The sequence below is a fragment of the Cyanobium sp. WAJ14-Wanaka genome (genome assembly GCF_024345375.1).
GTDB lineage: Bacteria > Cyanobacteriota > Cyanobacteriia > PCC-6307 > Cyanobiaceae > Cyanobium_A.
The window spans coordinates 519,056-541,274 of sequence record NZ_JAGQAZ010000001.1 but is presented as its reverse complement, the minus strand read 5'-3'; the positions used below and the strand labels follow the sequence as shown (position 1 = coordinate 541,274).

Below are 22,219 nucleotides of genomic sequence, written 5' to 3'. Positions count from 1 at the left end.
CGATCCACAGGCCGATGATGCCGATGGTGGATCCACCAACTTTCTCTCAAGGCTAGGTTCAGTTGAGATGCGCTGAACTAAGGCTGCAGGAGAAATAGAAGCCCAAGATCAAGTCTATGTACTTAAAATCAACCAAAACACCGGATTTCGATCAAACATTTAAATGGCTCGGGGGAGACTTGAACTCCCGACCTTGGGGTTATGAATCCCACGCTCTAACCAGCTGAGCTACCGAGCCGCTGAAGTTCGATTCTATCAGGCGCGAGGTGGCAGGAATTGGAGCGGGTTCATCGCGCCTCTGCCTGGGGGATGGATTTCAAAATGCAGGTGCGGTCCAGTACTTCGCCCAGTACTGCCCATATAGGAGATAAGGGCGCCCTGCTCCACACTCTGGCCAACCCGAACCGAGATGCGGCTGTTGTGCGCGTAGAGGGAAGCACTGCCATCTTCGTGACGAAGAAGCACCTTGTAACCGTAACCACCGTCATCCCAACCCGCAAACACAACTGTTCCGGCTTTGGCAGCGACGATCGCAGTGCCTACGTTGTTTGAGATGTCAATTCCCTTGTGGATCCGCCCCCAACGCCAGCCGTAGCCGGAGCTGAACATGCCCTTGGTTGGCCATGCCCACCCAGTTTCGGAGCTCTCTGCCCCGAAGGGGCGATCAGAATTTCCAAAGGTGGGCAGCTCAGGCCAGCTGATGCCACCACTGCCGGTCGGCTGGAGGCCCAGGATCAGCCGGGGCCGGCCAGGGTAGGCCTGGGCAATCTTAATTTCGCTGCCCACCACAAGCTTTGCAGCATCAAGGCTTGGGTTGAGCTGCAGAAGTTGCTGGAGCGTTACGCCGTAGCGAATGGCAATTTTTTTTAGGTTGTCGCCAAGGCGAACTACAGGACCCTCTTCAACGGGAGGGAGTTCGGCAAGGGGGGGCGTGCGACGCAGCTCGGAGGCATCAACGGATATTAGGCGTCGGATCTGGGCAGATTGCTTTGCGGGAACGACCAGCCAATCACCAGGATTGAAGCGATGGTCAGGAAGAACTTCGTTGAGCTCGGCCAGTTTGCTGGCACTGAGTCGCAGACGGAGCGACAGGTCTTCGATACCTAGGGGCTGGGTCACCTTGACCCAGACCTTGTCAGCACTGGCAGCGGGTAGGGCCGCCAACAGAACCTCAACGGAGGCTTTGGGTGAAGCGGGAGGGGTCAGGGCTCCAACCATGGCCGGCATGGCCACGGAGACTGGAATCAAAACTGATAGACAACTTCGCCAAGGCTTCATACAAATTTCCCCAATGGACAAGACTCAAAGAGAAGCCAAACGCCCTGAGTTGGCGGAACGGTAATCCAATGAACCATATTTCGCAAGAACAAGCAGTTGTGATTGGGCTCAAAAATGGCCACAAAGCCTTTCAGGCACAGGATTTAGGCCGATCTGTTCCCAAGTTGGCGTATGGCCTCAAACAGCACGACCCCTACCGCCACAGAGAGGTTCAGACTGCGCACCCCGCCTGCCTGCACGGCCCTTGACTGGGCCATGGGGATGGTGAGGCAGCAATCGGCCTGCCCGATCAACTCCGCAGGCAGTCCCTCTGTCTCCCTTCCAAACAGAAGCCAATCATCTGGCTCGAAGCAAAAATCGCTGTAGACATCGGTTGAATGGCTGCTGAGGGCCACAAGCCGGCCGCCGCGGTTCTGGCGCACTGAATTTAGATCTCCCCAGCTGGCATGGCTTTGCAGCGACACCAGGGGCCAGTAATCAAGACCTGCCCGCTTCAGCTGGCGATCATCAATGGCAAAGCCAAGGGGCTCCACCAGGTGTAGTTCGGTGCCTGTGGCCGCACAGGTGCGGGCCACATTGCCGGTATTGGGGGGGATCTGGGGTTGAAACAGGACAACCTGGGGCATGGGCTCAGCTCCTGGGCACTACAAATGTGTGGGCATCTAGGTCCAGCGCCCGCCCAGCTACCACCAACCAGGATTGCTGAGCGCGCTCAACAAGCTGCTGCTCCAGCCCGCCCAGGCGATCTCGGAACAGGCCACCGATGGCAGTAGGGGGCACCACCCCCCAGCCCGTCTGTTCACTGACCAAAACCAGCTCCGCCCGGGAATCGGAAACGGCGTTCAGGAGCTCCTGGCAATGGCTGAGCCAGGATCCATCGTCTAATTCAAGGCCCCAGGCAACCCAACTACCTAGGGAATCAACCAGTGCACAGATCTGGGGCGGAAGGGCTAGAAGGGCTTTACTCAATTCAAATCCCACTTCTTGCACCTGCCAATGGGCTGGCCGCCTGCTGCGGTGAATATCCACCCGCTCCTGCCATTTCGGATCGGCGGATGTGGGTTGGAGGCCTGTCGCAACGTAGGTAATAGGAAGACCTGTCTGCCTGGCTAGATGCTCGGCCCACAGGCTTTTGCCACTGCGGGCAGGGCCTAGGACCATGGTCAGAGCCAACCCCTAGCCCCCTCCATTCATATTTCTGAGGGTTGCCACAGAGGATGGGGATACACGGTTGAGATAGCGGAAGATCCAGTATTTGAAAATTGTGGCCAAGACAACCGGGAATGTGGCGATGAAAAGCATGATGAAGTTCTCTTCAGCAGGCAGTCCCAGATGGTGGGCGACACCATCAAGCAAAACGGTCCAACCCTCCGGACTGTGGAATCCAACAAAGATATCGGTAAACAAGATTATTGCGAAAGCCTTGGCACTATCGCTTAAGCCATAGACCAATTCGTCTATAAAACCCCTTAGGACTTGAATATCCTTCTGCCCGAAAACACATACCAGAATAAATCCAACTAGGGCGCCCACATCAGATAACACATTCTTGATTGCATGGGTGCTCTCCTGACTGGCTTCCTGCTGAAGCTCGGCAGCCCGCTTCGTAAGTTCATGTTGCATCTGCTCTCGGGTAGGGAGCGGGTTTCCGGATAGGAGAGCCTCAAACTCCAGTTCCCCCTGGAAATCGCGCAATTTACGGACAGCCCTCTCCTCAAGGTGGGGCTTGGGATAGCTAAGGATTGGTGCGGAAGGGGCAAACTGATCAACAATTGGCGATATAATATATGTACGACTAATTTGCTGAATCAAAACTGGCACTAGGATCAGCAGTAATAATATCCTCAGGGAGACAAGTGTGGAGTCACGCCTGCGCCTGAAGCCTGCAACCACATTCGCTTCAGCTTCCGGATCCAACTGCCTTCTCACCTGATCCATCACCCCAATTAGGCTGCGGGGCAATACCTGGGGTGAGCGGCTAATGGTCGGCAGGCTGCGTGACTGGTTGTCGTACCTGCTGACTACCGCCTCAATCAGTTGGAGTTGACGCAGCTCCTGGCCTGCGAACTCCTGACGGAAAGGCTCGATGGTTACGAGGGCCTGACGGCAAAGGTCCAGGGCTGTGCGAAAGCGCCGCAGCAATTGGGCCTGGGATGCCTTAGGGATCGAGAGTTCCAACTCAGGGCGCACAGCCCGATCGTTGTAATGCTCCAATTCAATGCTTTGAATTAGAAGCGCAGCTTCATAGCCCCGTTCCAGATTATGGCTGAGGTCGCTGGTCTGGGCCCGTCCAAATGCACCTGTCCAATCAGTAAGTCCCATGGGTGGTTAGCGAGAAAAAAACCACCAAGTAAGCATTGGCACGATTGTTCCTGCCACCAACAACACAATGATCCAGGTGAAAGCATTGCTTTCGGAGGTCTCCTCCTTTGAGGGTATGTTTGTAACTTGAACCTCGTTTATGTCAGCTATCGCTGGTTCACCCGGATCCTCGGAACCCTGCAGAACAGTCAAAAGTCTGCCAATGCCATCAAGGCTGCCCTGCCTGTATCGACCACCCTCACGGATCGGTTGACCAAAGGTGGTACGGGCGGTACTGGTTAGGAGACCACTGTTCAGCTGACCCTCAAGGCCAGGAGACTCAACAACTGCAGCGGTGTTGGTTTGGGTTTCAATCAAAAATAGAAGTTGGTTGTCCTCGGCACCTGCCTGGAGCCAGGTCTGCAGTAGCTGATTGGCGAGCTTGTCCAAACTGAGCCCGTAATCCAGGCGCTTAACAGTGATCAGGTGGGCATCCACATGCTCTTCGTTAAATGCCCTCAGGGCATCCGACACATCTGCCCGGCCGGCACGGCTAAGCACATCGGCCGTGTCGATCACCCTCTCCTCGGGCACCACCGCTGGCAGGGACGACACCGACACGGCAAGGGAAGGGGTGGGCAAAAGGAGAATTCCCACAAGCAATCCCAGCAGCGGGGCTAGCCAGGGACGGAGAGAACGGAACACAGGCAGCACGGCAGGCCATTCGTGGTTCTAGTTTGCCGCCTACCGGTCTCCCTGTCTCCCCTAAGTCCTTTCCATGAGCCTGCCAACTCCCGCCAAGGTCTGTCTCGGGGTTGGTTTGGTTGGCCTTGCTCTTGCGGTTACCAACCAATTTCTGGCGCCCAGCCTTGAGCCGCCCCTCGAGCGGGCGGGGGTTCTCGCCAGCTTGCTGGCCGTTTCCCTGCTGGTGGTTTCTGGGCTATGGACAAGGGCAATCCCTGAAGCTGCGGCCAAATTTGAACTGGGTGGCGACCAGGTGTTGGAGATCAAGCCCGAGCTGCCCGACCAGCTGAGGCTCGAATTGGCCTGGGGTAGCCAAATGTTGCTCACCACCTCTGCTGCGGCCTGTCTACTGCTGCTGTGGCGTGGTGAACCCCTACTGCGGCGGGGGCTCGCCATTGATCAAACCTTTATTCCAGGCAGCATTTGTGAGCGGGCCATGGCCACAGGCAGGGCCATTTCCCTGGTGGACCTAAAGCTCTACCCAGGACGGGCTGAGTTCGACGACTTTCTCCCCGGATTGCCCGCAGTGGTTGTCCAACCCATCGGTCAGGAGGGTTTGCTGCTGCTGGGTGGCTGGTCGCCCCGCTGTTTTGGCCAAAGCGACCTGCTGTGGATTGAGGGCTGGAGTGAAAAGCTCAAAGCTCAATTGGAGGCTTTTGTTGCCTAGCAGGGGAGGGAGCAGGGGATTTTGATTTCGCCGGCAGCCTCAATTGGGTATTGACCCGTCCCCCCGGGCTGGTGAAAACCACCAGGCCATCGTCACCAAGGCGACCATCGATTTGTTTGGCCCTTGTGAGCTGCTGATTGGCCTGGCGCTTGAGGGTTACGTCGCCCCTCGCCTTGACCTGGTTGGTCTGCCAATTCCAGAAGCAGCGGTTAGCCCCTATGGAATCGGTGGGTTGCTGCAGGAAGCAAGCACTGGTGACTATGGCGGTCTGGGTGCGGGAATGCAGCTGGAAACCGCCGCCACTGATTCGGGCCTGCTTCATGCTGCCGTTGAAAGGAAGCGCACTGACAATCAGCTCCTGACCCACATCAACGGTGGTTTCCAAGGCGTTTAGTACGGCCCCCTTCTCCGTATCTACCAGGCGCACCGGAGCTGCCAACAGGAGCTTCTGGGCAATGCTGTTGCCAGTTAGGGAAGGAGATGTGAGCCGCTGCTCCTTTTTATTGGCCAGGGAACGAACTCCCACCACCGGTCCCAGGGCCATCAAGTCTCCCTTTGCCGCAAACCAATCAGCCGAGCGAACCTCCAGCTTCAAGGCATTTTCGCCACTGCGTTGCAGTTCGGGCCTGCCCCGAAGCTCCAGCTTGTCCTGGTCAATTAGGAAGCGCAGGCGATTGGCAGTTAGCTGGAGATTGCGCTGGGTGGCAATTGGTCTGTAGTCGAGCTCGAGGAGGTTGCGGTTGGGAAACCAACGGCCCCTTCGGGCCCTAATAGTGAAGGGGTTATTGCCATAGGACTCAAGCTTGATTTGGCCCTCCAGCTGCACAATCTCGCCATCGTTCAGCACGGTGCCTGCCGTGGCATTGAGGCGATAACGCAGCTGGCCGCGGTTAAAGAGCTGGCCCTGAAGATCCCTCGCCTGGGCCACTCGCCGGCCCAGGTCGTAGCGGGCCTCCGGGCTCTGAAGGGCCCAGCTCGGCTGGCCGAGCCTGTCTCGTTGTTCAAGCTTTAGGGCCCGGAAAAAGAAGGGTTGGGCTGGGGTTTCCGGGGTGGAACCAAATTGGCAACCACTAAGGAACAGGCCAGCGGCCAGGCATGTGGTTGCTAAGGAGGTGTGGGAGCTGCTCATAGGGGCCCTTCCAGCTCCAGCCTCTGCATCACCGGTTGGGGTTCCACCAAGGTCAGCTGGGGCTGCAGCAACCCCCATCGTTGGGCTGCAATCCAGGCAGGAGAGCCTTTGCTAGCAATGGGGCCAGCAGCGGCGGAGCTAACCGGGCCACTCCCAAAGGGCGATTGGCCCAGTTGGAGGAGCATGCGCTCTGACATCTCAGGCAGCAGTGGGGCCAAGAGCACCGCAACCCAGCGGGTGGCCTCCAGCACCGCATAGAGATCGTCACCAACTTGAGCCTCTTGGCCGGGCTGCTTCATCAATTTCCAAGGGGCCTGCTCATTCAGGTATCCATTGGCTGCAGTGGCCAACTGCAGAATTGCCTCGGCCGCCCGACGAAAATCCAAATCGTCCAGGGCAGCTCCAACCGTGACACCCGCTGCCAGGGCCGAGATGGCCAAGGGATGGTTTTCCTGGCGGGCGGTTACTGCCGGCGGCACCCCATCTGCAAACCAGCGTCTGGCCATCGAAGTGGTGCGGTTTAGCAAATTGCCAATGGTGTTGGCCAGGTCGTTGTTGACCAGGTCGGTGAGGCGCTGTTGCTGGAAATCGCCGTCATCTCCGAAGGGGATATCCCGCAGGAGATACCACCTCAGGGCATCGCGACCGCAACGCTCAAGCAATACCTCAGGGTCGAGCACGTTGCCCAGGGATTTGCCCATCTTCTGACCCTCCCTAGTCAGAAAACCGTGGCCGAAAACCTTTTCGGGAATTAGCAATCCGGCCGATAGGAGCATCGCCGGCCAGTAGACAGCATGAAAACGGAGGATGTCCTTACCGATCACGTGCAATTGGGCTGGCCAACCGTGGTCGATTACCTGCTCGAGGCAGGGGGTTTCTCCTGGAGCAGATAGGGCCGTGAGATAGCCCAGCAAGGCATCAAACCAGACATAGAAGGTGTGCCCCCCGTGGCCTGGCACCGGAATTCCCCAGGGAAGATTTACCCGGGAAATGGAGAAATCCCTTAGACCCTGGGCTACAAAATTTTGAATCTCCTTGCGGCGACTGGCGGGAGCAATGAAACCTGGCTTGGCAACCAACTCTTCGATCTGTTGCTGATAGCGGGAGAGGCGAAAGAACAGGTTCAGCTCATCGCGCCACTCCAGGGGCTTTTGATGGATGGTGCAGTTGGGCTCTGGCGCCTCAGCTGGATCGTCCTTGAATTCTTCGCAGGCGACGCAATACCAGCCCTGCTGGCGCCCTTCAATCACATCTCCATTGGCCTCAACCCTTGCAAAAAACTGCTCAACAACACTGCGGTGAACTTGATCTGTAGTTCTGACAAAGCGGTCGTTGCTGATCTGCCAGCGTTCCCATAGGTCGCGGTAGCCCGAACTAACCAGATCGCAATGGGCCTTGGGGGTTAGGCCAGCGGCCTCAGCAGTGCGTTGAATTTTCTGGCCATGTTCATCACAGCCGGTGATGAAGGTCACGTCTTCTCCCTTTAGCCGCTGATAACGGGCGATCGCATCACAGGCGAGGGTTGTGTAGGCACTGCCCAGATGGGCCCTGTCGTTGACGTAATAAAGGGGTGTGGTGAGTGTGAAAGACATTCGGCGGATAAGGGGGGCTCGCTGCGCCGCCGGAGCGACCCTGTGCCGGGGCCGGATCCTACCGAGCCTCCTCCTGCCAATCTTGGATGCAAACCCCAGAGACGATGGCCCCGTCCAATAGCAACCAGGAGTCGGCCCAGGTGGTGGTCTGGGGCGGGGGCACCGGCGGAGTAGCTGCGGCATTGCAGGCAGCCAGGGGAGGGGCCCGCACCTTGCTGCTCACCCCGGGGCCCTGGCTGGGCGGCATGGTCAGTGCTGCAGGGGTTTGCGCCCCCGATGGCAACGAGCTAACACCCTGGCAGACAGGCCTTTGGGGTGCATTTTTACGGGCCCTAGCCCACAACGAACCCGAGGGCCTGGATCAAAACTGGGTCAGCTGCTTTGGCTACCGGCCCGCCACCGCCGAGGCAATCCTGCGCCGCTGGTGTGGGGCGGAGGCGCTGTTGCAATGGTGGCCCCAGGTGGAGCTGCGCTCGGTGCGCTCCCAGGGAAACCGGATAAGGGCTGTTGAAATCGTGCGCGATGGCCTGGGCATCGACATAGCCCTCGATGTTCTGATCGATGGCAGTGATCAGGGCGATGTCTGGCCACTCGCCCAGGCCCCATACCGGCTGGGCTGGGAGGCAAAGGAACTCTGGGATGAACCCAGTGCCCCCAGCGCCCAGGCCCTGGCCACAGATCCTTTCTTCAAGGAGCAGCCCGTTCAATCGCCAACCTGGGTGGTGATGGGCCAATTGGCCAAGGAAGAGCCTTCTTCGGGGCTAAACCCCAAGCCCCAGCTACCTGCCCCGTTCGATTCCGCTTCAGAAAATTTCGGCCTGGAGCGCACGATTACCTATGGCCGCCTGCCCGGGGGCCTGGTAATGCTGAATTGGCCCCTGGCAGGAAATGATTGGCACCACCAACTTGGTGATCTGTTCGAATCCGATCCAGCCCAGCGTGCTGAGATCTATGGGCAGATGCGGGCCCACAGCCTCGCCTTTGCAGATGCCCTGAAGGAGGCTTCAGCTGGTTGGCTGCAACTCGCCAACTGCTTCCCCGCAGATGGGCAGGGCCCCGCTGCCGAAGCCCTGCAGGGGCCCTCTGCCCTGGCCCTGATGCCCTATTGGAGAGAGGGAAGGCGGTTGGTGGGCCAAACCTGCGTGCTCGAGCAGCACCTATTGCCGCCCAGGGCTGGATGCTTCATCGCCCCCATGCCCCTTGGTGCCGATGGAACCGTGACCTCCATCGCCGTTGGCAACTACGCCAACGACCACCACTACCCAGGTGGCGACTTTCCCTTGGCGCCGAAAAGTTGCCGCTGGGGAGGGCGCTGGAGCGGCACCCCATTCACGATCCCCTACGGGGCTTTGCTGAGCTCCGAATTCGACAATCTGATGGCGGCCGATAAGTGCTTCAGCTCCAGCCACATGGCCAACGGAGCCACCAGGCTCCAGCCCCTGATTCTCAACATCGGCCAGGCCAGCGGTGCGGCAGCCGCCCTTGCTGTGGCCAAGGGCATTCCTCCAGCCCAACTGCCGGTGCGGGAATTACAGGAGATTTTGATCAACGACCCCACGGCCCCTGCGGCGGTCGTTCCCCTCTGGGATACCCCTTGGCACCACCCCCAGTGGCGAGAAAGGCAGCGCCAGGTGCTGGAGGCCCCTGAGTTGCTGGGGGAAGATGGTCGCCTCCAAACCAGCTACTTCCCAGTTCCAAGCGAGCCTGGTGAATCCGCCTGGCAGGGGGTGATAACGGCCGATGGCTCGGGTGGCTTTGTGTTTGATTGCGATGCCAGCGGTGGCGAAGGCGGAGCTGGAGGCAAAGCCAGGTATCCCCTAATAACTCTTGAGCCCGAATTGCACGATTGGCTCAATGGTCTTGATCGGCCAACCTCAGCAAACCTGGTCGGCTGTCTCAACCCCTACGGGCCCTGGCTCAGGGCATCCCGCCTTGGGACCTAGGCAAGCGTGGTTCCCAGAAAATCAGCGCCGGGCCTCTAGACGTAGTTGATCCCGCAGCGGGTCCACGAGAGATACCTTGAGAGAAACCCCATCCCCAGGGTCACAGCCCTGGGGGCATAGGGCAGCCAGGTCCATGGCTAAGTCCTCCACGTGGACCAGGCCAAGGCCATCCTGGGGCCGCAGCCAACGTAAAAAGACCCCCTGCCATTGCTCCTTGCTGTGGGCATCAAACCAAACCTGTTGCCAGTGGCGGTGATCCTCCCGGGCGATCGATATGCCCTGGCGCACGGCACCATCCAACTCTTTCAAAAGCAGTTCCATCTCCTCGGCAGCCAGGGGTTCAGCCCCCCCCAGCTGGGCCCCTAATTGCCTCTGCACAACTAAATCGCCGTAGCGTCTGATCGGGGAAGTGGCCTGCACATAGGCCGGCAAGCCAAGGCTGAAGTGGGCAGCCGCTTCGGTGCCTGTTAGGCCCCTGCTCAGGCAACGCTTTATGGCTGCATGGCGAACGGGGCCTGGCGGCAACATGTCCAGCTCATGGTCAGGGGGCAACTCAGCAGGGAGCTGGCTTCGATAGGGCATCGCCAAACCTTTCTCCCTACCCCATTCGGCCACGGCGGCGCCGGCGAGAATCATCGCCTCGGCAACCATCGATCGGGATGCTCCCGGTTCAGTGATCTCCAACACCGGCAGGCCCTCCTGCTCGCGGATACGCCCCTCCGGCTGGTCGAGCAATAGGGCTCCCTGGTTAAGACGCCATTGCCTGCGCTTCAGCAGCAGCCCGTGGATAAGCAGTAGCTCCTGCTCCTGGGGTGGGGCCAACTCAATTAGCTCATCGGCATCTTCATAGGTGAGCCGATAGGTGGGTTTAACCCAGCTACGGTGTAATTCAAAGGCCCCAATAGCGCCATCCTCCGCCAATTCCACCGCCAGGCTCCAGGCCGCGCTGCGCTGCCCGCACCTCAGGCTGAACGGACCTGTTGAGAGCTCCAGGGGGAACATTGGCAGGTTCCCCTGTGCCAAATAAAGGCTGCTGCCCCGCCTTCTCGCCTCCAGATCGAGGGGAGAGCCCGGCGCGATCAGCCGGCCCGGATCGGCAACATGGATCCAGAGCTTTAGAGAGCCGTTTTTGCCAGTCTCCAGGGAAAGGCCATCGTCGATGTCGCGGGTTGATTCGTCATCGATGGTGAAGCTGCGCAGACCAGTGAGATCGAGGCGCTCAGCATCACCGGGCTGAACGAGGTGAGCTTGCTCGAGTATTCGGCTTGCCTCCTGCTGGAGCTCAGGGCTAAAACCCAACTCCCAGACACTGCCCTGGAGGGAAGGCAATTGGTGGGGATTCCAAGAACCCAGGTCGACTAGCAGGTGGCGAATGGCACCGCTATCAAGGGGGCAGTGGGCGGCCTTCAGGCCCTGCTTCAGGGGTGCGGGCAACTCAGGCTCCCCAACTCCAGCTGCCCACTGGTGGAGCAGGGCCAGATCAGCCAAAGCACCCGAATCAAGGCAAGCCTGCTCAACTGTTTTACGGGCTGCAAGCTGCAGGTGCCAATCCAGTAGAGCCTTCTCCCGTAGGACCTGGCGCCGGCGCTGCAGGCGCAGGTGGCGGATCTCCTCGAGGGGGATGGGCTCCACATGGCTTGCGCGGGAGCGGAAAAAAAGCTGGTTACCAATCAGCCACCGCCAACAGGCCGCAGCTGATTCAAGGGAATCCTGGCCACTAACCAGCTCGGCCCACTCCCGAAAGGGCAATGGCTCATCGCTGCCCTGGAGGAGAAGCCAGGCCGAAGCACAGTCCCTACTGGAAGGGCATGAATCTCCTGGCTGGCCAATCCATTGGCTGAGGTTGCACTCTGCGGGGAAAGCCCCCAACCGCTGCAACTGCTTGAGGGGCAACTGCTGGTCGCGGCCATCGGTTCCCAAGGCGAGCCTTGCCTTTGATCCAGCAACGGATCGGACAACAGCCAGCTGCTCTCCCTTGAAATCCCGAACGCCAACTAGATCACCAGCACCTATCTGGCTAGCAATCCCATTACCGGGTGACCCTTGCGAAGTGGCCAGGGCTAGACCTAGCCCTCTGGGTTAACGAAGGGAAGCAAGGCAACGATTCGGGCCCGCTTCACAGAGTTGGTGAGGTCCCTTTGCTGTTTCGCAGTCAGGCCCGTGAGACGACGGGGAAGGATCTTGCCGCGCTCGGTGATGAATTTTTTGAGGAGATCGACGTCCTTGTAGTCGATCGGATCACCGGGCTTGATCGGTGAAAGGCGCTTTTTGAAGAAGGAACTACTCATGGCTGAACGGATATGGGGGTATGCAGAAAGGGGTGGTCAAGGCCTGTCGGTGATGCCTGGGCGATCACTTGATCTCCTTGTGGACCGTCGACTTATTGCAGTGCGGGCAGAACTTGTTGAGCTCAAGCCGTTCAGTGGTGTTCCGGCGGTTCTTTTCCGTGGTGTACCTAGAGACACCAGGAGACCGCTTGGCGGGGTTGGACCGGCATTCGGTGCACTCGAGAGTGATCACGATCCGGACGCCCTTGTTTTTAGCCATGAAGGACGTTGCGCCGCTTGTGCGATGCGAAATAACAAGCAAACACCTTACCTCCCAGCCCGTACCCCTCCCTGCCAATCCCTAGGATTTGGAGTCGTCTAAGGCACGGCAGATGCGGGTATCGCTCCAATGGTTGAGGGAGCTGGTGTCGGGCCCGGAAGAGGCCTTTGCACCCGCAGCCCTGGCGGAGCGCCTCTCCATGGCCGGTTTTGAGGTGGAGTCCATCAGCGACCTAGCTGCCCAGGCAGAGGGGGTGGTGCTTGGTTTTGTAACGGGTCGAGAACCCCACCCAAACGCCGACAAACTCAGCGTCTGCCAGGTGGATGTGGGCGCCGAAGAGCTGCTCCAAATCGTCTGCGGTGCCACAAATGTGCGATTAGGCATCCATGTAGCTGTGGCGCTCGTGGGTGCCACCCTTCCGGCAGTAGATCTAAAAATCAAGCCAGCAGAGCTTCGGGGAGTGGCCAGCAGCGGCATGATCTGCTCGCTGACCGAACTGGGGCTGGGAGCCTCAGATGGCATCGCGATTCTCGATCAGATTTGCGAGCAGCTTCCCCCCCTTGGCTCAGCCGTTGGCCCCCTGCTGGGTCTCGACGATCAGGTGCTCGAGTTGGCGATCACAGCCAACCGGCCGGATGGGCTCTCGATGGCGGGCATTGCCCGGGAGGTGGCTGCCCTAATTGGTGGCAAGACCGAAATCCCCCAGTCCAAAAACGAGCTGGTTTCCCAACCCCTTGGCTGCTCCAGCGCCGACCTGAGCGCTATCGAAACGGGTGGCCTATTCAGCATTACTGCCCTAGGGGCAATCACTGTTGCCCCATCACCTGCCTGGATCCAGCAAAGGCTTGAAAAGGCCGGCATTCGCCCCATCAACAACGTGGTCGATGTCACCAACCTGGTGATGCTGGAAACGGGCCAACCCCTCCATGCCTTCGACAGGGCAAGCCTTGCCTCCATCAGTGGTGACACTGCCGAGCCTGGAAGCTTGGGCCTAAGGCGTGCCCAAGCGAACGAGCCCTTCACCAGCCTCGATGGGGAAGACCGCGCCCTCGAGGAGCAGGCCCTGGTGGTGACCTATGGCAATAGGCCCATCGCCCTTGCAGGGGTAATGGGTGGCCTGGCCGAGGCCGTTACCGAAACCACCACAAGCATTTGGCTTGAGGCGGCGATGTTTGATCCCCAGCAAGTACGCCAATCGGCCCGCAGCGTCGGCCTCAGAACCGAGGCCAGCAGTCGTTTTGAAAAGGGATTGCCCCTCGAAACCACCATCGCTGCCGCCGATCGGGCGGTGGAGTTAATGCAGGAAATCTGCGGCGCCAAGCCCGAGGGGAGGTGGCTGCACCGGCGGCCCATGGCCGATCCAGAGCCCCTGATACTGCGGCGAGATGCCCTCCACAACCTCCTGGGGCCGGTGGTGGTGGATGGGGAGAGCCTTGATCTGCCCGACGCCCGTGTTGAGCAGACGCTCTCAGCCCTTGGCTGCTCACTGCAAAACGATGGGGATGACGGATGGCTTGTGGCCGTGCCCCCATCCCGCTCGATGGACCTGGTTCGGGAAGTCGATTTAATCGAGGAGGTTGCCCGTCTGGTGGGCTACGACCAGTTCGCCTGCCACCTTCCCGATCCGATCGAGCCCGGTGGACTCAATTCCCTGCAGCAGGCAGAGCGCCGGCTGCGGCGGGCCCTAACAGCCGCTGGTTTACAGGAAGCCTGCAGCTTCTCCCTGGTGCCCCCCGCGGAGGGCCGCATACCCCTTGCCAACCCCCTTCTTGCTGACTACGGCTGCCTGCGCGATTCAATTCATCCGGAGCTGCTGGCAGCGGCCCGCCGCAACCTGCAAAGCGGCCAGGTCAGTTTTTGGGCATTCGAAATTGGCCAGGTATTCCATGCCGACGACAAGCGCGGCCAGCGAACCCTGCTGGTTGGCCTCATGGCTGGCTCTAGAAGATCCGAATGCTGGAGCACCAACGGCAAGATCGCCCAAAAGACCTACTCCCAGGCCCGTGGCGTGCTGGGTCAAGCCCTGACAACCCTGGCTATTCCCTGCGAGGACAAACCCCTGGCTAGCAATGAACTGCTCCATCCGGGCAGGGCGGCAGAGTTGATGGTTGAAGGCAGACCCGCGGGATGGTTTGGCCAGCTCCATCCGCACCAGGCCGAGGAGGGGGATTTACCCGATGACACCTATCTATTTGAACTGGATTTATCAACATTATTGACTGCTGCCACCAGGAAAAATCGCTGGCAACCGGGCTTCCAGAGCTTTGCCACGGTGCCTGCTTCCGAGAGGGATTTAGCTGTTGTCTTGCCGAAAACCAGCCTGTCTAGTGAACTGATAAGCGTTATTCGTAAGGCAGGCAAACCGCTGTTAGAAAATGTTGAATTGATTGATAGATATGAAGGGGCCCAGGTGGGTGATGGGCTTTGTAGCCAGGCCTTCCGCCTCCGTTACAGAAACCCGGAGAGAACGCTCACCGAGGAGGAAGTGGAAAACACCCAGGCGGCTGTGCTCAAGGCCCTCGAAAAGCATGGAGCCCAGCTCCGTTGCTAGTCAGAAAATTAATTTCCCCCTAACGCCGCCTAAGAATGGCCAACGTCTCAACATGGCTGGTCTGGGGGAAGAAATCAATCGGTTGGATAGACTCCAACAGGTAGTTTTCCTTAACCAGGGAGGCCAGATCCCTGGCCAGGGTTGCCGGATCACAGCTGAGGTAGATCAGGCTTTGGGGAGAATTATCCAAGATAGCCGCCAGTACATAGCCATCCAGACCTTTGCGGGGAGGGTCAAGGAAAAGCACATCACAGTGCACAAGATGTTCAGGTAGGCAGCGACTAACAATTCCAGCCTCATAGGTGGCCCTATCTGCCACATCATTTTCAACCGCATTTACCTTGGCCTGGGCCACGGCTTCGGCGCTTAATTCGATGCCATGGACTGTCCAGCCTGCAGCGGCAATAGGCAAGCTATAGGTGCCAATACCACAGTAGGCATCGACCATTACCCCCAAGGGCAATGGGTCTATGGCCTGGAGTAGTAGGGGGACAATTCTTTCGGCCTGGGGAGTATTGACCTGGAAAAATGTATCGGCAGCAATGCGCAATTCCAGTCCAAAAAACTGCTCACGAAGCCAGCTGCGCCCTGCTATGACCCTGGTTTCAGGACCCATCAGGGTATTGGTGGCCTTTGGCTGAAGGTTGAGGCAAACACCAACCAATTCGGGCCAACGGGCCATCCAGTGGGCAGCCTGAATAGCTAATCCATCCAGGTCATCGTGGCTTGAAACGAGGGTGAGAAGTACCTCGCCTGTGTTGATGCCAACCCTAAGGGCCAAATGCCGCAAACCACCCTCTCCAATGAGATCACAGTCGACGGGCCAGTCGCTGGTTTCGAGGTCGTGCTTTAAAGGGGCAATGAGGCAATCAATGCGCGGATCCAGCACCGGGCATTGATTCATGTTGACGATGCGATGGGTACCGCGACGGTAATAGCCGGCACGAAGTCGACCATCCTCCTGACGCTCGAGGGGAATGATCGCCCTATTGCGATAGGCCATCGAATTGTCACTGCTAAGCAGTGGTAGAACCGGCTCGTCGATGTGGGCAATTCGCTGCATGGCATCAACCACCTTCTGGTGCTTCCAGGCAACCTGCCCCCCATCACTGAGGTGCTGCATTGCGCATCCGCCGCAGTCGGCGGCCAGTATGCAGGGTGGTTTCTGTCGATCGGGCGAAGGCCCATTCACCGTGAGAAGACGGGCAAGCCAATGGCGCTTTGCCTTGTGGGTTAGCTGAACTTCAACCGATTCGCCCTGGAGGGCGTCAGCAACAAACAGGACCTGATCACCAATGCGGGCCACTCCCTGGCCATCGTGGGAAAGCCCGGTGATTTGAACGGTTGCACGGCTGCCAACCACAGGGTTTTCCACTTCGGGCAAATTCTCAGGTCAGGACCTGACCCTAGGCGTTGAAAAGCTGCGTTACACCTTGCCAATCCATCCGTGATTCCTGGGGCAGGGTCGATAGAGTCGTGATCAAGTGTGGCCGGTGCAATGAGTGTCGTTCGGGATCTGATCCTCCAGGCCGATGACCAGCTGCGTTATCCGAGTGGCGGAGAACTGCGCTCGATGGTCGACTTTCTCAGCGGCGGGGCTAGACGCCTGGCTGTGGTGAGGGTTCTCACTGAGTACGAAAAGAAAATCGTTGACGAAGCAGCCAAGCAACTCTTCACCCGCAAGCCCGACTACGTGGCTCCTGGCGGCAATGCCTTTGGCCAAAAGCAGAGAGCCCAGTGCCTCAGGGATTACAGCTGGTACCTAAGGCTTGTGACCTACGGGGTGCTGGCGGGAAGTACGGAGATGATTCAGCAGATTGGCCTTGTCGGGGCACGGGAGATGTACAACAGCCTGGGCGTGCCCATGGCAGGCATGGTGGAAGCAATGCGCACCATGAAGGAAGCAGCCCTAGCCCTATTGGGCACCGAGGAGGCTGCGTTGGCCTCGCCATATTTCGACTACCTAATCCAGGGAATGCAGACCCCCACCTAGGAACACCGCTCAACCCCAAAAGCCCCAGTCGAGCGAGTCTCAGCCGGGGCTTTTTATTGGACACGTTCCGAATCTTACCCAAGACGAATGAGTAGCAAATTGCGTCGCATGGGTCCTGCTGTTGCAGCACCGGTCGAATGTGGCGCCGATCGAATGTGGCGCTGTCCGTCGTGAATCGAACGTGACCCAGAAATGCAAATTTCGCGCAGACCGCCTGCTGCAACCATTCGCAATGTTTCTACCAAATCCAGATCTGGTCTTATTTTAGGTCTTAACTCTTGTCTTGGATAAGACAAAAGATAACAAGAAAACTCCTGAATCCGACATCGATTTCCTGGGCCCATGGATGACTCCCGCAGGCGAAATAGCAGGAAAACCACTGATTACTTGCGTACCTGCATTATCCACAGTGACGCGGCATTGAAAATCCCCTGAAAAATATGGGTCAAGATCGATTTTACTGGGCAATAGCCGCCCATATTTCGCACCCATTCGCTTTGGACAGCTGGTTGGACAATGATCTGCTTTCGCAGCCTGGCGAAACTGATGACGAAGGGGCCGAAAAGCAGGCTTAACGAGTACAGGGCCGTGCAAATGAAATCGCCGATTAATCCTGATCTCACGAGAGCAGTCTAAGACCAGCCTCGGACTACTTATTAGTCTTAACCTGGGTAACCGAGACCCACTTTCAGCCTTCTGGGCCTTGGGACCAATGCCGTCGCCCCACTCCGCGGCCGCACCTACGGAGCCCAGCCATTGATGAAAAGCGAGAAGCCCTGGGGCTCTCTCGTGAGACTTGCCTTGGTCCAATCTGAATCCCTAAGAGGGTCTCAGGAAAGACAGGCAAGCTCGCTTACTCCTTGCGGTAAAGCTCCTTAAGCAGCTGGTATGCCTCGTTCACCTTCCGCATGCCTTCCTCGCTTCCGCCTGAATCAGGATGGGTTTTTAAGGCCAGTTCCCGGTATCCCTCGCGTATTTCCGAGAGGGTGAGCCGATGGCCAGGGGCAGTTGGCAGATTCAGTAATTTCAAGGCACCGTGAAGCGTCATGGTGTGCTCCAGGGTCTGGAAAGATGTGCCCTGCCTTCGTTTTCGAAAGCGGTTCACAAATCTACGAATCAAGGTTGGAAGACGTATCTCCAGTGTTGAGGTGCTGAAGGGATCCTCCAGAACGCCAGCCATCACCATGATCCGTTCAAAGTTGGGAGGGCCCTGCAGCCAGCCAGTCGCAAGAGACTCAATCACAACTGATGCCAGGCTCCAGGTAAAGATTCGACCTTCGCTCTGATCTGATTGGGGCCAAACATCCTTGGCCAACCAGGTCATGGCGGCCTCAATCACGGCTTCATTGGCCTCGTGCCCATAGAGCTCCAGCCAGTGATTTCTTGCCTTGTCAAGGGCCCGTTCAATGGTTTCACCACTACCCATGGGCATCGGTTCGGGGGCATGGGCTGGAGATTGATCCCTTGAATAAAGACTGCGTTTTATCTGGGCAGATTGTTTTCGAACAAAACCAGGCAGGTCAATCCTTGAAGTATTGAAATTTACGTCTGAATTACCATTTGGTAGTTGATTAGAAACACCATCACCCAGGTCAAGGGAAAGGGCACCAGATGAATGGGCAACCAGCACGAGTGAGCCACCCTCATCAAATGCCGAGGATTCAATATCTTCCAGGCCAAGGGATGTTTGTTCATCAAGGGTGTTTGCACCCTGATTTAAGCCATTAGCCGGGTAGCTAAAGCCAGTGGGGCCAGGATCTTGCTCCTCATTAGGCAGTATTTCCAGCAGGAGACGTTCAACAATTGCGCCCCGGCTTCGCAGGCCCCACTCGCTTTTGAATTGATCAATTCTTGCGAGTAAGCCCTCGCTTAGTTCCAGGCTAAATCGTTTACGATCCATTGTTAACGATCTAGTGGGCTTTTTATTAGACGTTGTTGAAATTCTATCGATTCCTGGTAACTATCAATAAGGGATTGGTTAAGACCTCCCGGTACTTGATAGGGGATTTGATCACTCCGCAGCATCGGAGGGGGAGTCAGGGGGGCATCAATGACCGGCAGCCGCATAATAAAGGTCCCAAATTCAGCACTAGCAGGTGGCTGCAGATCAGGCGGAATAATCATTTTCCTCACGTTATTTGTTTCGGTAGCTCTAGCAATTGCAGCCTGCTTTTCCTGTTCCTGAAAAGTGGCAAGTTGTGAGGCTGGAACCACACTCAATAGGTGTCCAGGCGTGGCGTCAGCTGGGTAAACCATTACCACCTTGATTCGGTTAACCTGGTTCGCCCTGAGATAAAGGGATTTAAGTGGAAGACTCTCGCCAGACTTTAGGCCAACATGTATATCTTCATCGCCTTCATCGGTCTCAATTTGAATGGAACCCCGGAAAGCAACAATTGGCTTGGATTTGCCATAGACGACAGGATGGCTCAGGACCAGTTCATAGGGTCCGCTACCCGTTAGATTTAGCGTAACTTCAAATCTTACCCCATAGGTGCCAACATTATTCAGGGATGAATCGATCATTCTTGATGCTAACTGGTTAACTTGAATCTCTTTTGTTCCAAAATTAGTTCTGTCTGTACTAGTAAATGGCACATGCAATGGACCCTGAGTTTCAAGATTATGACTTAAAGAGGCTTGATAGAGATCGCCAATCGCCACTCCTCCAACTCTGGAAAATACCAATTTATTTTTTATGTCATTAACCCTATTGAGATATACCCTGCCAGGAGCCAGCATTCCCTCATCCAGTACGGCAACTATGTCATAGTCGCTGCCGGGATTCTTGGCAGCAACAACCGCCATTTGGAAGGGCCCATCACTCCTGCCTTTGAGCAGGGCATTGGCAATTCCCAGGGAGGGTAGTTCAGTCTTGAATAGGACGATTCGTGAGCGCCCTGGGATTGTAATTTCTTCTGAGAGATTAGAATCTAACTTTCCGCGAAGCATCTGAGTTGCGGTTGCATCCCCAGGCCCTGTGTTCCAGGGCCGTATCCCTAGGGGCTTAACTCCCATGAGATTATTTGCCAAGTAGGGCGCCTCGAAGCTATTGCGAACAGCCCCCGATTGAAAACGTATATGAACGGGTTCATACCCTGGGTTTATTAATATCATTCCTAGCGTCAGTTCACTTCTGCGATCACCGCTAAAACGCTTGTTCTCTGAAGGGAAATACTTGTGATGAAGGTGAATCCCAAACTCCCCATTAAAAGTGTATGCCGAATTGGTTAATGCTGCACCACCCTCGGCCGCGTAGCTAGACCCCGGGGATGTACTAATCAGAATTCCGGGGCCTTCAACCTCCTCGGGTTGGTTGGAGTGCAACACCGGTACTTTGTTGAAACTGCCATTGAGTGGCTGGGCCCTCTGACCGGCCATTAGGGCCACGTAGGCATTCGCTGGGCCTAACTGCATCAAAGGCAGAAATAGGCCGATCAGCAGCAGAAATCTGGAGGTTCTACCTAGACCCATGCGCCTTACGAGTCTCGCTTTAAGTCCGTTCGTTTGTTTGGAGCCCAAATCTCGCCAATTGCAGCGCGGGTTGAGAGCACGACATCCGAGTGCCCATGGGGCTAGGGGATGGTGCCTGGGGGCCATTGCTGGCTTGATTGCACCACCCTCGGAGCATGGCCTCAGCTCGCTAGAACCGTCCAGCATTGTTTGATTTTCCCATGCTCCCCCCATTCGCCTGCTGCAGCAACAGCGACGAAGGCTCCACCAGCTGGCGTCGTCACCAGAGTCGGAAGCTGACGATGCTTACCTTCTGGCGGGATGGCCTGGAGCGGCAATTGGCCGCCATCGATGCCTCGATCAGCACCCTGAAACGGCAAATGGAGCGGGACTCCAGTTCGACCCTGTCTTGAGCGAACCAGTGGTGAGGCCCTTCTTGAGGAGGGCCAATCCACATTTGAGTCTGCGTTGGACCGTCATCGGGCTGATTCCAAGTTTTTCGGCAGTGCGTCTGTAGCTCCATCCCGCCAGGACCACCTGACTGACCACGCTCGCCAACTTGGGCTCCAGTTGGCTAAGCAGACCTAGGGTGTCTATTTCTCCCTCCCTTAAAGGCCCGTCCTCATCACTCCCAAGGGCCTCCAGGTTGATGCCTGGATGACTGTCGAGTGAGATTGTTTTTCGCATGCCTGCCACTTCATCTAGGCGTTGCTGTTCCTTTGCTGTGAGGCGCGATGGATCCCTTTGGCGCAGCTCGACAATCGTTCTGGGGAGTCGAATGGCTGGGGCTCCATCCCGCAGATAGTGGAGCATGGCTCCACGAATGTGGGGTTTTGCAAAGGCTTCGAAGGCAATTTTTCGTTTTGGTTCATAGAGCTCGGATGCTCGCAGCAGTCCCATTAATCCAACCTGGCGGAGATCATCAATTGGTTCAGGCGAGTTGCTGGCATAGAACCTGGCAATCGGTTCTACCAGGGCGATGTATCGGCAGATTCTTTTATTACGTGCCCTGGTGGCCTTCGATGGTTTTTGTTGGGATTGGGTAGTCACTGGTCAGCAGTCCGTTGGCAGTAGTTGGTGTTCAAAAGGAGCGACAATGTTTACCTGTCGTTCCCTTTTCCAACAAGCCGCCCCAACCGCCTTCAGCACAACCGTGAAAACACTGAAGTTTTATTTACCCCGCGGTTCCAGTCACCACCCAGGCGCAACGGCCTCCAGCAGGGCCTGGGGCCCATGCAGAGCCAGCCAGTCCAGATCTGATTTTTCGGTGGCCAGTAGGTAGCCCGCATATCCGAGGGCATTGACACTGAAACCGGCGCAGTGCTCCTGACTGCGGACGACTGTTAGGTACCAGTGGTCGCAGAACAGGACGTTGTGGGAAGCCTTTGGCTGGAGGTCAGACCTGGGATCCCCCAGGCCCAATTGAGCTGCATGATCCAGGTAATGACCCTCCAGATCCCGGTGATCTATCCCCGGTTGACGCCTGCTGAGGGCATATTTCCAGGGCCAGGAAGGGGAGCTGCCCGCGAGTTGGCTGAGCAGGGCCGGCTCAAGGGGGCAGGATTGTTCCCCCCCATGGCGGGGCAGCAGCTGCAGGTGGCGGTGGGGCTGACTGGCGCCTGCCCTGGCGGCACTGTTAAAAAACCACAGCCCATCGGTGTCCCTTGCAACCTGCGCCACCGCCTGCCAGTCGAGGGTCGTAAGCCAGCCGGATTGGGGTTGCCAGTCTTGGCTGATCAGCAACACGTGGGCCTGTTGCACCGGGTACTTGTTGAGGATCAGCCCATGGGAGCTGCCAAGGCGAGCCACCTCCAAATCCTGTTCCCAGGGGAGGAAGGGATTCGGTTTCGGCCCTCCGCTGCTCAGGTGCTTGGGAGTGGGATCCGTAAGCCTGCGCAGCACAAATGGGAAAAAGCCGGGCCCGTCAATTACCTCGGTACCCAGGGGTACCAGGGCGCCGCTGTTGAGCGATCGCTCCGATTGGGAACAGGCCCGTTGCCAGAGGACATTTGCGCGCACGA

The 22,219-nt window shown here is 57.6% G+C and carries 20 protein-coding genes and 1 tRNA gene; 5 read left to right on the top strand and 16 right to left on the bottom strand.

Features of this window, described 5'->3' with window-relative positions:
* Positions 1-164: 164 nt before the first annotated feature.
* The 6 genes from KBY49_RS03080 to psb32 all read right to left on the bottom strand — a co-directional run bounded on the left by KBY49_RS03080 (position 165) and on the right by psb32 (position 4,284).
* Positions 165-238, bottom strand: a tRNA-Met gene (locus tag KBY49_RS03080).
* A gap of 17 nt (positions 239-255) precedes the next feature.
* Entirely contained in the window at positions 256-1,218 is a 963-nt protein-coding gene (locus KBY49_RS03075) for a peptidoglycan DD-metalloendopeptidase family protein (protein WP_254933290.1), read from the bottom strand.
* Positions 1,219-1,421: 203 nt separating this feature from the next.
* Positions 1,422-1,904: a tRNA (cytidine(34)-2'-O)-methyltransferase gene (locus KBY49_RS03070; RefSeq protein ID WP_254933289.1), complete on the bottom strand. Its 483-nt coding sequence runs from the start codon at positions 1,902-1,904 to the stop codon at positions 1,422-1,424.
* A 4-nt stretch (positions 1,905-1,908) separates the two neighbouring features.
* The gene (gene cobU, locus KBY49_RS03065) at positions 1,909-2,439 is read right to left on the bottom strand and encodes a bifunctional adenosylcobinamide kinase/adenosylcobinamide-phosphate guanylyltransferase (RefSeq protein ID WP_254933288.1); all 531 of its coding nucleotides are present in this window, start codon (positions 2,437-2,439) and stop codon (positions 1,909-1,911) included.
* A gap of 15 nt (positions 2,440-2,454) precedes the next feature.
* Positions 2,455-3,600: a proton extrusion protein PcxA gene (gene pxcA / locus KBY49_RS03060; protein ID WP_254933287.1), complete on the bottom strand. Its 1,146-nt coding sequence runs from the start codon at positions 3,598-3,600 to the stop codon at positions 2,455-2,457.
* A 6-nt stretch (positions 3,601-3,606) separates the two neighbouring features.
* Positions 3,607-4,284, bottom strand: a complete 678-nt coding sequence (gene psb32 / locus KBY49_RS03055; protein WP_254933286.1) for a photosystem II repair protein Psb32 — start codon at positions 4,282-4,284, stop codon at positions 3,607-3,609.
* Positions 4,285-4,357: 73 nt separating this feature from the next.
* On the opposite strand from psb32, the gene KBY49_RS03050 reads away from it, so the two are divergent.
* Positions 4,358-4,990: a cofactor assembly of complex C subunit B gene (locus KBY49_RS03050; RefSeq protein WP_254933285.1), complete on the top strand. Its 633-nt coding sequence runs from the start codon at positions 4,358-4,360 to the stop codon at positions 4,988-4,990.
* On the opposite strand, the gene lptC is transcribed toward KBY49_RS03050, so the two are convergent.
* Both lptC and KBY49_RS03040 read right to left on the bottom strand, forming a co-directional pair.
* Positions 4,959-6,119: an LPS export ABC transporter periplasmic protein LptC gene (gene lptC, locus KBY49_RS03045; RefSeq protein ID WP_254933284.1), complete on the bottom strand. Its 1,161-nt coding sequence runs from the start codon at positions 6,117-6,119 to the stop codon at positions 4,959-4,961. The genes KBY49_RS03050 and lptC overlap by 32 nt on opposite strands.
* Complete coding sequence (locus tag KBY49_RS03040; RefSeq protein ID WP_254933283.1) at positions 6,116-7,711, bottom strand: methionine--tRNA ligase; 1,596 nt, start codon at positions 7,709-7,711, stop codon at positions 6,116-6,118. Before KBY49_RS03040 ends, lptC begins: the two co-directional genes overlap by 4 nt.
* A 104-nt stretch (positions 7,712-7,815) precedes the next feature.
* On the opposite strand from KBY49_RS03040, the gene KBY49_RS03035 reads away from it, so the two are divergent.
* A complete protein-coding gene (locus KBY49_RS03035; RefSeq protein ID WP_254933282.1) occupies positions 7,816-9,654 on the top strand; it encodes an FAD-dependent oxidoreductase in 1,839 nt (612 codons plus the stop codon).
* A 21-nt stretch (positions 9,655-9,675) separates the two neighbouring features.
* Here KBY49_RS03035 and KBY49_RS03030 read toward each other — a convergent pair whose 3' ends face one another.
* The 3 genes from KBY49_RS03030 to rpmG all read right to left on the bottom strand — a co-directional run bounded on the left by KBY49_RS03030 (position 9,676) and on the right by rpmG (position 12,201).
* Positions 9,676-11,574, bottom strand: a complete 1,899-nt coding sequence (locus KBY49_RS03030) for a ribonuclease catalytic domain-containing protein (RefSeq protein WP_254933281.1) — start codon at positions 11,572-11,574, stop codon at positions 9,676-9,678.
* 146 nt (positions 11,575-11,720) lie between these two features.
* Positions 11,721-11,942, bottom strand: a complete 222-nt coding sequence (gene rpsR, locus KBY49_RS03025; protein ID WP_106501788.1) for a 30S ribosomal protein S18 — start codon at positions 11,940-11,942, stop codon at positions 11,721-11,723.
* Positions 11,943-12,006: 64 nt separating this feature from the next.
* Complete coding sequence (gene rpmG, locus KBY49_RS03020; RefSeq protein WP_254933995.1) at positions 12,007-12,201, bottom strand: 50S ribosomal protein L33; 195 nt, start codon at positions 12,199-12,201, stop codon at positions 12,007-12,009.
* Positions 12,202-12,313: 112 nt separating this feature from the next.
* On the opposite strand from rpmG, the gene pheT reads away from it, so the two are divergent.
* A complete protein-coding gene (gene pheT, locus KBY49_RS03015) occupies positions 12,314-14,752 on the top strand; it encodes a phenylalanine--tRNA ligase subunit beta (protein ID WP_254933280.1) in 2,439 nt (812 codons plus the stop codon).
* A 19-nt stretch (positions 14,753-14,771) separates the two neighbouring features.
* Here the strand turns inward: pheT and rlmD are convergent, their stop codons facing one another.
* Positions 14,772-16,127 carry a 23S rRNA (uracil(1939)-C(5))-methyltransferase RlmD gene (gene rlmD, locus KBY49_RS03010; RefSeq protein ID WP_254933279.1) on the bottom strand — a complete coding sequence of 452 codons (1,356 nt, stop codon included), beginning with the start codon at positions 16,125-16,127 and terminating at the stop codon, positions 14,772-14,774.
* A 123-nt stretch (positions 16,128-16,250) separates the two neighbouring features.
* Here rlmD and apcD point away from each other — a divergent pair, with 123 nt between their 5' ends.
* On the top strand, positions 16,251-16,745 hold the full coding sequence (gene apcD, locus KBY49_RS03005) for an allophycocyanin subunit alpha-B (RefSeq protein WP_254933278.1): 495 nt from the start codon (positions 16,251-16,253) through the stop codon (positions 16,743-16,745).
* Between the two features lie 853 nt (positions 16,746-17,598).
* Here apcD and KBY49_RS03000 read toward each other — a convergent pair.
* Both KBY49_RS03000 and KBY49_RS02995 read right to left on the bottom strand, forming a co-directional pair.
* On the bottom strand, positions 17,599-18,171 hold the full coding sequence (locus KBY49_RS03000) for a DnaJ domain-containing protein (protein ID WP_254933277.1): 573 nt from the start codon (positions 18,169-18,171) through the stop codon (positions 17,599-17,601).
* A gap of 476 nt (positions 18,172-18,647) precedes the next feature.
* Complete coding sequence (locus KBY49_RS02995; RefSeq protein WP_315857004.1) at positions 18,648-20,126, bottom strand: DUF3370 family protein; 1,479 nt, start codon at positions 20,124-20,126, stop codon at positions 18,648-18,650.
* 293 nt (positions 20,127-20,419) lie between these two features.
* On the opposite strand from KBY49_RS02995, the gene KBY49_RS02990 reads away from it, so the two are divergent.
* Positions 20,420-20,611: a sigma factor SigF gene (locus tag KBY49_RS02990; RefSeq protein WP_254933276.1), complete on the top strand. Its 192-nt coding sequence runs from the start codon at positions 20,420-20,422 to the stop codon at positions 20,609-20,611.
* Here KBY49_RS02990 and KBY49_RS02985 read toward each other — a convergent pair.
* Positions 20,559-21,248 (bottom strand): sigma-70 family RNA polymerase sigma factor, encoded by a 690-nt coding sequence (locus KBY49_RS02985; protein ID WP_254933275.1) that lies wholly within the window; start codon positions 21,246-21,248, stop codon positions 20,559-20,561. The genes KBY49_RS02990 and KBY49_RS02985 overlap by 53 nt on opposite strands.
* A 141-nt stretch (positions 21,249-21,389) precedes the next feature.
* Positions 21,390-22,217, bottom strand: a complete 828-nt coding sequence (locus tag KBY49_RS02980) for an ATP adenylyltransferase (protein ID WP_254933274.1) — start codon at positions 22,215-22,217, stop codon at positions 21,390-21,392.
* Positions 22,218-22,219: the final 2 nt, after the last annotated feature.

Coding starts and splice junctions, on each gene's coding strand:
- cobU (WP_254933288.1), bottom strand. CDS start 2,439: ATGGTCCTAGGCCCTGCCCGCAGTGGCAAAAGCCTGTGGGCCGAGCAT.
- KBY49_RS03075 (WP_254933290.1), bottom strand. CDS start 1,218: ATGGTTGGAGCCCTGACCCCTCCCGCTTCACCCAAAGCCTCCGTTGAG.
- pheT (WP_254933280.1), top strand. CDS start 12,314: ATGCGGGTATCGCTCCAATGGTTGAGGGAGCTGGTGTCGGGCCCGGAA.
- KBY49_RS03070 (WP_254933289.1), bottom strand. CDS start 1,904: ATGCCCCAGGTTGTCCTGTTTCAACCCCAGATCCCCCCCAATACCGGC.
- lptC (WP_254933284.1), bottom strand. CDS start 6,119: ATGAGCAGCTCCCACACCTCCTTAGCAACCACATGCCTGGCCGCTGGC.
- KBY49_RS03000 (WP_254933277.1), bottom strand. CDS start 18,171: ATGGGTAGTGGTGAAACCATTGAACGGGCCCTTGACAAGGCAAGAAAT.
- pxcA (WP_254933287.1), bottom strand. CDS start 3,600: ATGGGACTTACTGATTGGACAGGTGCATTTGGACGGGCCCAGACCAGC.
- KBY49_RS02990 (WP_254933276.1), top strand. CDS start 20,420: ATGCTCCCCCCATTCGCCTGCTGCAGCAACAGCGACGAAGGCTCCACC.
- KBY49_RS03035 (WP_254933282.1), top strand. CDS start 7,816: ATGGCCCCGTCCAATAGCAACCAGGAGTCGGCCCAGGTGGTGGTCTGG.
- KBY49_RS03050 (WP_254933285.1), top strand. CDS start 4,358: ATGAGCCTGCCAACTCCCGCCAAGGTCTGTCTCGGGGTTGGTTTGGTT.
- apcD (WP_254933278.1), top strand. CDS start 16,251: ATGAGTGTCGTTCGGGATCTGATCCTCCAGGCCGATGACCAGCTGCGT.
- KBY49_RS02995 (WP_315857004.1), bottom strand. CDS start 20,126: ATGGCCGGTCAGAGGGCCCAGCCACTCAATGGCAGTTTCAACAAAGTA.
- KBY49_RS03040 (WP_254933283.1), bottom strand. CDS start 7,711: ATGTCTTTCACACTCACCACACCCCTTTATTACGTCAACGACAGGGCC.
- rpsR (WP_106501788.1), bottom strand. CDS start 11,942: ATGAGTAGTTCCTTCTTCAAAAAGCGCCTTTCACCGATCAAGCCCGGT.
- rpmG (WP_254933995.1), bottom strand. CDS start 12,201: ATGGCTAAAAACAAGGGCGTCCGGATCGTGATCACTCTCGAGTGCACC.